The sequence below is a fragment of the Pseudomonas sp. LB3P58 genome, from assembly GCF_054897895.1.
In genome coordinates this window covers 128051-139457 of record NZ_JBUBVE010000001.1, presented here as the reverse complement: position 1 = coordinate 139457, position 11407 = coordinate 128051, and the positions used below count along the sequence as shown (strand labels likewise).

The 11407-nt window shown below is 54.9% G+C and carries 5 protein-coding genes, 2 tRNA genes and 3 rRNA genes; 3 read left to right on the top strand and 7 right to left on the bottom strand.

Translation table 11 applies throughout. The features are described from left to right. Nucleotides 1–153 precede the first annotated feature (153 nt). The 7 genes from rrf to aptA form a co-directional block, all read right to left on the bottom strand. Nucleotides 154–269, bottom strand: a 5S ribosomal RNA gene (rrf, locus tag ACYZTZ_RS00610). A gap of 158 nt (nucleotides 270–427) precedes the next feature. Continuing rightward, nucleotides 428–3319, bottom strand: a 23S ribosomal RNA gene (locus ACYZTZ_RS00605). 249 nt (nucleotides 3320–3568) lie between these two features. After that, nucleotides 3569–3644 (bottom strand) — tRNA-Ala (locus ACYZTZ_RS00600). 27 nt (nucleotides 3645–3671) lie between these two features. Then, a tRNA-Ile gene (locus tag ACYZTZ_RS00595) sits at nucleotides 3672–3748 on the bottom strand. A gap of 161 nt (nucleotides 3749–3909) precedes the next feature. Further along, nucleotides 3910–5448 (bottom strand): 16S ribosomal RNA (locus ACYZTZ_RS00590). The 16S, 23S and 5S rRNA genes sit together here with 2 tRNA genes alongside, the layout of an rRNA operon. Nucleotides 5449–6073: 625 nt before the next feature. Next, complete coding sequence (locus ACYZTZ_RS00585; protein WP_461996906.1) at nucleotides 6074–7567, bottom strand: CoA-acylating methylmalonate-semialdehyde dehydrogenase; 1494 nt, start codon at nucleotides 7565–7567, stop codon at nucleotides 6074–6076. A 78-nt stretch (nucleotides 7568–7645) separates the two neighbouring features. Next, a complete protein-coding gene (aptA, locus tag ACYZTZ_RS00580) occupies nucleotides 7646–8995 on the bottom strand; it encodes an omega-aminotransferase AptA (RefSeq protein ID WP_046044701.1) in 1350 nt (449 codons plus the stop codon). A gap of 124 nt (nucleotides 8996–9119) precedes the next feature. Here aptA and ACYZTZ_RS00575 point away from each other — a divergent pair, with 124 nt between their 5' ends. The 3 genes from ACYZTZ_RS00575 (at nucleotide 9120) to ACYZTZ_RS00565 (ending at nucleotide 11365) form a co-directional block, all read left to right on the top strand. Next, nucleotides 9120–10040 (top strand): LysR family transcriptional regulator, encoded by a 921-nt coding sequence (locus ACYZTZ_RS00575; protein ID WP_046044702.1) that lies wholly within the window; start codon nucleotides 9120–9122, stop codon nucleotides 10038–10040. An 85-nt stretch (nucleotides 10041–10125) separates the two neighbouring features. After that, the gene (locus tag ACYZTZ_RS00570) at nucleotides 10126–10776 is read left to right on the top strand and encodes a TetR/AcrR family transcriptional regulator (RefSeq protein ID WP_056746120.1); all 651 of its coding nucleotides are present in this window, start codon (nucleotides 10126–10128) and stop codon (nucleotides 10774–10776) included. A 7-nt stretch (nucleotides 10777–10783) separates the two neighbouring features. Then, nucleotides 10784–11365 (top strand): IMPACT family protein, encoded by a 582-nt coding sequence (locus tag ACYZTZ_RS00565; RefSeq protein WP_461996905.1) that lies wholly within the window; start codon nucleotides 10784–10786, stop codon nucleotides 11363–11365. Nucleotides 11366–11407: the final 42 nt, after the last annotated feature.

Below are 11407 nucleotides of genomic sequence, written 5' to 3'. Positions count from 1 at the left end.
GGCTTCCTTGGGAAAATACAAAAGCTAGGGCCGAACCTTAGCATTGTCGGGAGACTGTGACAGCCGGGAGCCGTCCGGTATTGCTGTGAGAACTTTCCTGCGGACAAAACAAAACCCCTACCTGCATACGCAGATAGGGGTTTCGGAATTTAATCTTGACGATGACCTACTCTCACATGGGGAAACCCCACACTACCATCGGCGATGCATCGTTTCACTGCTGAGTTCGGGATGGGATCAGGTGGTTCCAATGCTCTATGGTCGTCAAGAAATTCGGTAGCCAGGTCGTTCTCCTTGCGGATTACGCTCCAGCGAATGGGTATGCGATAGTTTGGTGTTTGGTGAGTATCTCGAACTTTCGGTTCGTTTCGTCTTCACACACCGCAATCTGGTGCCTCTTCAGGTCAGCAAATTGCTTGGGTGTTATATGGTCAAGCCTCACGGGCAATTAGTATTGGTTAGCTCAACGCCTCACAGCGCTTACACACCCAACCTATCAACGTCGTAGTCTTCGACGGCCCTTCAGGGGACTCAAGGTCCCAGTGAGATCTCATCTTGAGGCTAGTTTCCCGCTTAGATGCTTTCAGCGGTTATCTATTCCGAACATAGCTACCCGGCAATGCCACTGGCGTGACAACCGGAACACCAGAGGTTCGTCCACTCCGGTCCTCTCGTACTAGGAGCAGCCCCTCTCAAATCTCAAACGTCCACGGCAGATAGGGACCGAACTGTCTCACGACGTTCTAAACCCAGCTCGCGTACCACTTTAAATGGCGAACAGCCATACCCTTGGGACCGGCTTCAGCCCCAGGATGTGATGAGCCGACATCGAGGTGCCAAACACCGCCGTCGATATGAACTCTTGGGCGGTATCAGCCTGTTATCCCCGGAGTACCTTTTATCCGTTGAGCGATGGCCCTTCCATACAGAACCACCGGATCACTAAGACCTACTTTCGTACCTGCTCGACGTGTCTGTCTCGCAGTCAAGCGCGCTTTTGCCTTTATACTCTACGACCGATTTCCGACCGGTCTGAGCGCACCTTCGTACTCCTCCGTTACTCTTTAGGAGGAGACCGCCCCAGTCAAACTACCCACCATACACTGTCCTCGATCCGGATAACGGACCTGAGTTAGAACCTCAAAGTTGCCAGGGTGGTATTTCAAGGTTGGCTCCACGCGAACTGGCGTCCACGCTTCAAAGCCTCCCACCTATCCTACACAAGCAAATTCAAAGTCCAGTGCAAAGCTATAGTAAAGGTTCACGGGGTCTTTCCGTCTAGCCGCGGATACACTGCATCTTCACAGCGATTTCAATTTCACTGAGTCTCGGGTGGAGACAGCGCCGCCATCGTTACGCCATTCGTGCAGGTCGGAACTTACCCGACAAGGAATTTCGCTACCTTAGGACCGTTATAGTTACGGCCGCCGTTTACCGGGGCTTCGATCAAGAGCTTCGCGTTAGCTAACCCCATCAATTAACCTTCCGGCACCGGGCAGGCGTCACACCCTATACGTCCACTTTCGTGTTTGCAGAGTGCTGTGTTTTTAATAAACAGTCGCAGCGGCCTGGTATCTTCGACCGGCATGGGCTTACGCAGTAAATGCTTCACCCTCACCGGCGCACCTTCTCCCGAAGTTACGGTGCCATTTTGCCTAGTTCCTTCACCCGAGTTCTCTCAAGCGCCTTGGTATTCTCTACCCAACCACCTGTGTCGGTTTGGGGTACGGTTCCTGGTTACCTGAAGCTTAGAAGCTTTTCTTGGAAGCATGGCATCAACCACTTCGTCACCCAAAGGGTAACTCGTCATCAGCTCTCGGCCTTAGAATCCCGGATTTACCTAAGATTCCAGCCTACCACCTTAAACTTGGACAACCAACGCCAAGCTGGCCTAGCCTTCTCCGTCCCTCCATCGCAATAACCAGAAGTACAGGAATATTAACCTGTTTTCCATCGACTACGCTTTTCAGCCTCGCCTTAGGGACCGACTAACCCTGCGTCGATTAACGTTGCGCAGGAAACCTTGGTCTTTCGGCGTGGGTGTTTTTCACACCCATTGTCGTTACTCATGTCAGCATTCGCACTTCTGATACCTCCAGCAAGCTTCTCAACTCACCTTCACAGGCTTACAGAACGCTCCTCTACCGCATCACCTAAGTGATACCCGTAGCTTCGGTGTATGGTTTGAGCCCCGTTACATCTTCCGCGCAGGCCGACTCGACTAGTGAGCTATTACGCTTTCTTTAAAGGGTGGCTGCTTCTAAGCCAACCTCCTAGCTGTCTAAGCCTTCCCACATCGTTTCCCACTTAACCATAACTTTGGGACCTTAGCTGACGGTCTGGGTTGTTTCCCTTTTCACGACGGACGTTAGCACCCGCCGTGTGTCTCCCATGCTCGGCACTTGTAGGTATTCGGAGTTTGCATCGGTTTGGTAAGTCGGGATGACCCCCTAGCCGAAACAGTGCTCTACCCCCTACAGTGATACATGAGGCGCTACCTAAATAGCTTTCGAGGAGAACCAGCTATCTCCGAGCTTGATTAGCCTTTCACTCCGATCCACAGGTCATCCGCTAACTTTTCAACGGTAGTCGGTTCGGTCCTCCAGTTAGTGTTACCCAACCTTCAACCTGCCCATGGATAGATCGCCCGGTTTCGGGTCTATTCCCAGCGACTAGACGCCCTATTAAGACTCGCTTTCGCTACGCCTCCCCTATTCGGTTAAGCTCGCCACTGAAAATAAGTCGCTGACCCATTATACAAAAGGTACGCAGTCACCCAACAAAGTGGGCTCCCACTGCTTGTACGCATACGGTTTCAGGATCTATTTCACTCCCCTCTCCGGGGTTCTTTTCGCCTTTCCCTCACGGTACTAGTTCACTATCGGTCAGTCAGTAGTATTTAGCCTTGGAGGATGGTCCCCCCATATTCAGACAAAGTTTCTCGTGCTCCGTCCTACTCGATTTCATGACTAAGAGATTTTCGCGTACAGGGCTATCACCCACTATGGCCGCACTTTCCAGAGCGTTCCGCTAATCTCAAAGCCACTTAAGGGCTAGTCCCCGTTCGCTCGCCACTACTAAGGGAATCTCGGTTGATTTCTTTTCCTCAGGGTACTTAGATGTTTCAGTTCCCCTGGTTCGCCTCTTAAGCCTATGTATTCAGCTTAAGATAACCATCTTATGATGGCTGGGTTCCCCCATTCAGACATCTCCGGATCAAAGTCTGTTTGCCGACTCCCCGAAGCTTTTCGCAGGCTACCACGTCTTTCATCGCCTCTGACTGCCAAGGCATCCACCGTATGCGCTTCTTCACTTGACCATATAACCCCAAGCAATCTGGTTATACTGTGAAGACGACATTCGCCGAAAATTCGATTCTTGCTCATAAAGAGCAACTCACAAATTTTACCTTAGCCTGATCCGTTACCAGTGAAAGTAACGTTCAGTCTATCTTTCTATCACATACCCAAATTTTTAAAGAACGATCTAATCTTAAAGATCAGAAATCAACATTCACCATCCTACGATGGAATGCTCATTTCTAAGCTTTACAATACAGAAGCAGTAGTGGTGGAGCCAAACGGGATCGAACCGTTGACCTCCTGCGTGCAAGGCAGGCGCTCTCCCAGCTGAGCTATGGCCCCGTATTTCTACAGGTTCCCACACAAAATTGGTGGGTCTGGGCAGATTCGAACTGCCGACCTCACCCTTATCAGGGGTGCGCTCTAACCAACTGAGCTACAGACCCAATTTCGAGCTTTAAGGCCGACCTCACCCTGCTCTTTACCACAGAGCATGGGGTGCGTTCCAACCAACTAAGCTACAACCTGTTAGGGCTGCTTCTTATCGTCTTCTTCAATGAATCAAGCAATTCGTGTGGGAGCTTATGGAGCAGCTGATGTCGTCGATTAAGGAGGTGATCCAGCCGCAGGTTCCCCTACGGCTACCTTGTTACGACTTCACCCCAGTCATGAATCACACCGTGGTAACCGTCCTCCCGAAGGTTAGACTAGCTACTTCTGGTGCAACCCACTCCCATGGTGTGACGGGCGGTGTGTACAAGGCCCGGGAACGTATTCACCGCGACATTCTGATTCGCGATTACTAGCGATTCCGACTTCACGCAGTCGAGTTGCAGACTGCGATCCGGACTACGATCGGTTTTCTGGGATTAGCTCCACCTCGCGGCTTGGCAACCCTCTGTACCGACCATTGTAGCACGTGTGTAGCCCAGGCCGTAAGGGCCATGATGACTTGACGTCATCCCCACCTTCCTCCGGTTTGTCACCGGCAGTCTCCTTAGAGTGCCCACCATTACGTGCTGGTAACTAAGGACAAGGGTTGCGCTCGTTACGGGACTTAACCCAACATCTCACGACACGAGCTGACGACAGCCATGCAGCACCTGTCTCAATGCTCCCGAAGGCACCAATCCATCTCTGGAAAGTTCATTGGATGTCAAGGCCTGGTAAGGTTCTTCGCGTTGCTTCGAATTAAACCACATGCTCCACCGCTTGTGCGGGCCCCCGTCAATTCATTTGAGTTTTAACCTTGCGGCCGTACTCCCCAGGCGGTCAACTTAATGCGTTAGCTGCGCCACTAAGAGCTCAAGGCTCCCAACGGCTAGTTGACATCGTTTACGGCGTGGACTACCAGGGTATCTAATCCTGTTTGCTCCCCACGCTTTCGCACCTCAGTGTCAGTATCAGTCCAGGTGGTCGCCTTCGCCACTGGTGTTCCTTCCTATATCTACGCATTTCACCGCTACACAGGAAATTCCACCACCCTCTACCATACTCTAGCTTGTCAGTTTTGAATGCAGTTCCCAGGTTGAGCCCGGGGATTTCACATCCAACTTAACAAACCACCTACGCGCGCTTTACGCCCAGTAATTCCGATTAACGCTTGCACCCTCTGTATTACCGCGGCTGCTGGCACAGAGTTAGCCGGTGCTTATTCTGTCGGTAACGTCAAGACACCAACGTATTAGGTTAATGCCCTTCCTCCCAACTTAAAGTGCTTTACAATCCGAAGACCTTCTTCACACACGCGGCATGGCTGGATCAGGCTTTCGCCCATTGTCCAATATTCCCCACTGCTGCCTCCCGTAGGAGTCTGGACCGTGTCTCAGTTCCAGTGTGACTGATCATCCTCTCAGACCAGTTACGGATCGTCGCCTTGGTGAGCCATTACCTCACCAACTAGCTAATCCGACCTAGGCTCATCTGATAGCGCAAGGCCCGAAGGTCCCCTGCTTTCTCCCGTAGGACGTATGCGGTATTAGCGTCCGTTTCCGAGCGTTATCCCCCACTACCAGGCAGATTCCTAGGCATTACTCACCCGTCCGCCGCTCGCCACCAGGTACAAGTACCCGTGCTGCCGCTCGACTTGCATGTGTTAGGCCTGCCGCCAGCGTTCAATCTGAGCCATGATCAAACTCTTCAGTTCAAACATCTTTGGGTTTTTAAGAAACCCTAAACTTGGCTCAGCAATCGTTGGTTACATCTTTGATTTCTCGCGGAGTAACTTGTGATGCTGATAATCTTGTTGACTATCAGTCTGACTCCACAAGCACCCACACGAATTGCTTGATTCAGTTGTTAAAGAGCGGTTGGTTAAGATCTTTCGTCTCAACCGAGGCGCGCATTCTACAGCAGCCTCTGTTGCTGTCAAGCGGTTATTTTCCGAAGTTTTCAAAGTTTCCTTTGCAACTTCAACCACTTGCGCTTTCGATCTCTCGTTAGCGGGAGGCGAATTCTACAGCGTTACTCGCTGCTGTCAACACCTCTTTTACACCGCTTTCGACCGAGAAGATCGAATCGTCAATCAAGCTAAACCACCCTGCCTGACCGACTCCTTCTGGGCTTCGATAACCTGAAGCAACTCGCTGTCGAAAACTGCGTAACTCATTGTTTACCAAGGAGTTTTCCGTTTCGACTGCGCCGGAAGTGGGGCGAATTATAGACTTCCAGAATCTGCCGTCAACACCTATCTTCATAATTCTGTCATATAGATAAAAACAGCCCCTAAACGCAAAGGCCGGCCCCAAGGGGCCGGCCTTCTTCCCTTCTACTTACAAGCTAGGGAATGCGAACTGCGAAGCTTCATGGCTCGCCCGTTGAGGCCAGCGCTGGGTAATCGCCTTGCGACGGGTGTAGAAACGCACGCCATCCGGACCATACGCATGCAAGTCGCCGAACAACGAGCGCTTCCAGCCGCCAAAGCTGTGATAAGCCACCGGTACCGGCAGCGGTACGTTGACGCCGACCATACCGACTTCGATCTCGTCGCAGAACAAACGCGCCGCTTCCCCATCACGGGTAAAGATGCAGGTACCGTTGCCATACTCGTGATCGTTGATCAGCTGCATCGCCTCTTCCAGGCTGTTAACCCGGACAACGCACAGCACCGGTCCGAAGATCTCTTCTTTATAGATACGCATCTCCGGCGTGACGTTGTCGAACAGGCAGCCACCCAGGAAGAAACCTTCCTCATGACCGGCCACGCTCAGACCACGACCATCCACCACCAAGGTCGCACCAGTAGAAACACCGTCTTCTATATAGCCACTGACTTTATCGCGAGCCTGACCGGAAACCAGCGGCCCCATGTCCAGACCGCATGAAGTACCGGCACCGATTTTCAGCGCCTTGATCTGCGGTACCAGTTTGGCCACCAGCGCATCCGCCACCTGGTCACCGACGCACACAGCCACCGAGATCGCCATGCAACGTTCACCGCAAGAACCATAAGCCGCGCCCATCAATGCGCTGACCGCGTTATCCAGATCCGCATCCGGCATCAGCACCGCATGGTTCTTCGCGCCACCCAGTGCCTGAACGCGTTTGCCGCGCTTGGTGCCTTCGGCGTAGATGTACTCGGCAATCGGCGTCGAACCAACAAAGCTCAACGCTTTGACTTCTGGCGCTTCGATCAGCGCATCCACCGCAGCCTTGTCGCCGTGCACCACACTCAGCACACCTTTAGGCAGACCGGCTTCCACCAGCAATTGAGCGATCAACAACGTGGAGCTTGGATCACGTTCAGAGGGTTTGAGGATAAAGCAGTTGCCGCAGACGATCGCCAGCGGATACATCCACAGCGGCACCATGGCCGGGAAGTTGAACGGCGTAATACCGGCCACCACGCCCAACGGCTGGAAGTCCGACCAGGCATCAATGTTCGGGCCGACGTTACGGCTGTATTCACCCTTGAGGATTTCCGGTGCAGCACAAGCGAACTCAACGTTCTCGATACCGCGCTTCAGTTCACCAGCAGCATCTTCCAGCGTCTTGCCGTGTTCTTCGCTGATCAGTTGAGCGATACGCGCTTCGTTCTGCTCCAGCAATTGCTTGAAGCGGAACATCACCTGCGCACGCTTGGCCGGCGGAGTGTTACGCCAAGCCGGGAACGCAGCCTTGGCCGAGTCGATGGCTTTTTGAATGGTTTCGCGGCTGGCCAACGGCAGCTTGTGGATCGCCTGGCCGGTAGACGGGTTGAACACATCGGCCGTGCGACCTTCTTCGGTCACCAGTTCGCCATTGATCAAATGCGGGATAAGGCTCATGCAGCACTCCTGAAAAGTTGTCCACAGGCGCCCTTCAAAGGGCGCCTTTCTTTCTATTAGAGGGAATAGAGGGAAGAATCAGTCGATCTTGTTCAGCACTTCGCCGACCGCGTCGAACAGACGATCAAGGTCTTGCGGCTTGCTGTTGAAGGTTGGGCCGAATTGCAGGGTGTCGCCGCCGAAGCGCACGTAGAACCCGGCTTTCCACAACGCCATGCCCGCTTCGAACGGACGCACGATGGCGTCGCCGTCACGCGGCGCGATCTGGATCGCACCGGCCAAGCCGTAGTTACGAATATCGATGATGTTTTTCGAGCCCTTCAGACCGTGCAACGCATTTTCAAAATGCGGCGCGACTTCGGCCACGCTCTGCACCAGGTTTTCCTTTTGCAGCAGATCGAGTGCTGCCAGGCCAGCAGCGCAAGCCACCGGGTGCGCGGAATAGGTGTAGCCGTGCGGGAATTCCACCGCGTACTCCGGCGTCGCCTGGTTCATGAAAGTCTGGTAGATCTCGGAGCTGGCAATCACCGCGCCCATTGGGATCGCGCCGTTAGTGACTTGCTTGGCGATGCACATCAGGTCCGGGGTGACGCCAAAGGTATCGGCACCGAACATTTTGCCGGTACGGCCGAAACCGGTGATCACTTCGTCGAACACCAGCAGGATGTTGTGCTGATCGCAGATTTCGCGCAGACGCTTGAGGTAGCCCTGCGGCGGAACAAGCACGCCAGCGGATCCGGCCAGTGGCTCGACGAATACGGCGGCGATGTTCGACGCATCGTGCAGCTCGATCAACTTCAGCAGCTCGTCGGCCAAAGCAATACCACCCAACTCCGGCATGCCACGGGAGTAGGCATTGCTCGCCAGCAGCGTGTGCGGCAGGTGATCGACGTCCATCATCGCCTGACCGAACATTTTGCGGTTGCCGTTCACGCCGCCGAGGCTGGTACCGGCGATGTTCACGCCGTGATAGCCACGTGCACGACCGATCATCTTGGTCTTGGTCGCCTGGCCTTTCAGACGCCAGTAAGCACGCACCATCTTCACCGCCGTGTCAGCGCACTCGGAGCCCGAGTCAGTGAAAAACACATGATTCAGATTGCCCGGGGTCAGGTCGGTGATTTTCTCAGCCAGCTGGAACGACAGCGGATGGCCGTATTGGAAGCCTGGCGAGTAATCGAGGGTGCCCAATTGCTTGGCGACTGCTTCCTGAATTTCCTTGCGGGTATGCCCGGCGCCGCAGGTCCACAGACCGGACAGCGAGTCGTAAACCTTGCGGCCCTTGTCATCGATCAGCCAACTGCCTTCTGCCGCCACGATCAGTCGCGGATCGCGCTGGAAATTGCGGTTGGCGGTGTAGGGCATCCAGTGAGCATCGAGCTTGAGCTGGCTGGCCAGGGAAGTCGGGTTGTTTTCAGGCAAGTTCATGGGCAAAACCTCGCAGGGCAATAAGCGGCATAGAGATCAAAAGCGTTCTTGCAGCTAAATTGCCACGGGGATAAAGTCGGTGAAATCCAACTCTTCTAACGTTCAGTCAGGTCATCACTAAACTATGAGCAGCCGTCGCCCCGATCCGCTGGCGCAAGTCAGTGACTTTGATATCCGCCTGCTTCGGATTTTTCGCAGTGTGGTGGAGTGCGGCGGCTTCTCGGCAGCGGAGTCGGTGCTGGGGATCGGTCGCTCGGCCATCAGCCAGCAAATGAGCGATCTGGAACAGCGCCTCGGTTTGCGTTTATGCCAACGGGGTCGCGCTGGATTTTCCCTGACCGAGGAAGGTCGCGAGGTTTACCAATCGGCCTTGCAGCTATTAAGTGCGCTGGAAAGTTTCCGCACCGAGGTCAACGGCCTGCACCAACATCTGCGCGGCGAATTGACCATCGGCCTGACCGACAACCTGGTCACCCTGCCCCACATGCGCATCACCCACGCCTTGGCGCAATTGAAGGAACGCGGGCCGGACGTGCAGATTCAGATCCGTATGATCGCGCCCAATGAAGTCGAACAAGGCGTGCTCGACGGTCGATTGCATGTCGGCGTGGTGCCGCAGGCCAGCGCGCTGTCGGGGCTGGAATATCAGCCGCTCTATAGCGAACGCTCGCTACTGTATTGCGCGGTTGGTCATCCGTTGTTTTATGTCGACGATAAACAACTGGATGACGAGCGCCTCAATAGCCAGGACGCCATCGCGCCGACCTTCCGTTTGCCCGCGGAAATCCAGGCGCATTACCAGGCACTCAATTGCACGGCCAGTGCCTCGGATCGGGAAGGCATGGCGTTCCTGATCCTCACCGGACGCTACATCGGCTACCTGCCAGACCACTACGCCAGCCTCTGGGTGCAGCAAGGCCGATTACGTGCGCTGAAACCAAAGGTGCGTTTTTATGACCTGAGCCTTGCATCGGTCACACGCAAGGGCCGTCGCCCGCATTTGGTGCTGGAGAGTTTTCTGGAGAGCCTGGCGGCGACACGCTAGGTTTTATCGCGTCAGGACTTGTCTGATGCCGGTGGGTGCGCTATCAACGCACTGGTTGCACCCACTCACTTGCTCGGAAGTGCCTATGACCTTTGAAGTCCCCGCTCACGGCGGCAAACCTGCCAGCCGCATTCGTCAGAAGAACGAAGAGACCATCATCAAAGCCGCCGAAGACGAGTTCGCTCGTCACGGGTTCAAAGGCACCAGCATGAACACCATCGCCCTGAATGCCGGGTTGCCCAAGGCGAACCTGCATTACTACTTCACCAACAAACTCGGTTTGTACGTGGCGGTGCTGAGCAACATCCTCCAGTTGTGGGACAGCACCTTCAACACCCTGACCTTTGATGATGATCCGGCCGAAGCGCTGACGCGTTACATCCGCGCCAAGATGGAATTCTCCCGCCGTCAGCCGCAAGCCTCGCGGATCTTCGCGATGGAAGTGATCAGCGGCGGCGAATGCCTGACCGAATACTTCAACCAGGATTATCGCGCCTGGTTCCAGGGCCGGGCGGGCGTGTTCCAAGCGTGGATCGACGCCGGCAAAATGGACCCGGTCGACCCGGTGAACCTGATCTTCCTGTTGTGGGGCAGCACTCAGCATTACGCGGATTTCGCCACACAGATCTGCCGTGTCAGCGGGCGTACCAAGCTCACCAAGCAGGACATGGAAGACGCCGGCAACAACCTGATCCGCATCATTCTCAAGGGCTGCGGCCTGACGCCAACGATCTAAGACACTTATGCCTTTTACCCTCAGCGGTTTTTGCGAGTACCGCGAAGAGATTCGCAAAAGCCGCTTCATCACTTTCGCCGCGCCAATCAGCAGCCCTGTTGAAGCCCAGGCGTTCATCGAACAGCACAGCGATCTGAATGCCTCGCACAATTGCTGGGCCTGGAAACTTGGCGACCAATACCGCAGCACTGACGATGGCGAGCCCGGCGGCACCGCTGGCCGGCCGATTCTGGCGGCAATCGACGCGCAGGATTGCGATCAAGTCGCGGTGCTGGTAATTCGTTGGTATGGCGGCATTCAACTCGGCACCGGTGGCCTCGCCCGGGCGTATGGCGGCGGCGCCAACAAGTGCCTGCAAGCGGCGGCGAAGGTTGAGTTGATCAGTCGGGTGCCGGTGAGTTGCGCCTGTGCTTTTGCAGAGTTGCCGCTGGTGAAGCTTCGGGTGGCGGAACTGGGTGGATTGGTTGTGGAAGAAACGTTCACGGCCAACGGCGTAGAACTGCAACTGGCGATCAGCGAAAGCCAGATCGATACCCTGCAAACGCAGCTGGCGGGCTTGAGCCGCGGACGCATTTTGTTGCAGCACTAATCGCACCAACAACGTTCACAGCCCTTTCGTCGAACCGGTGCA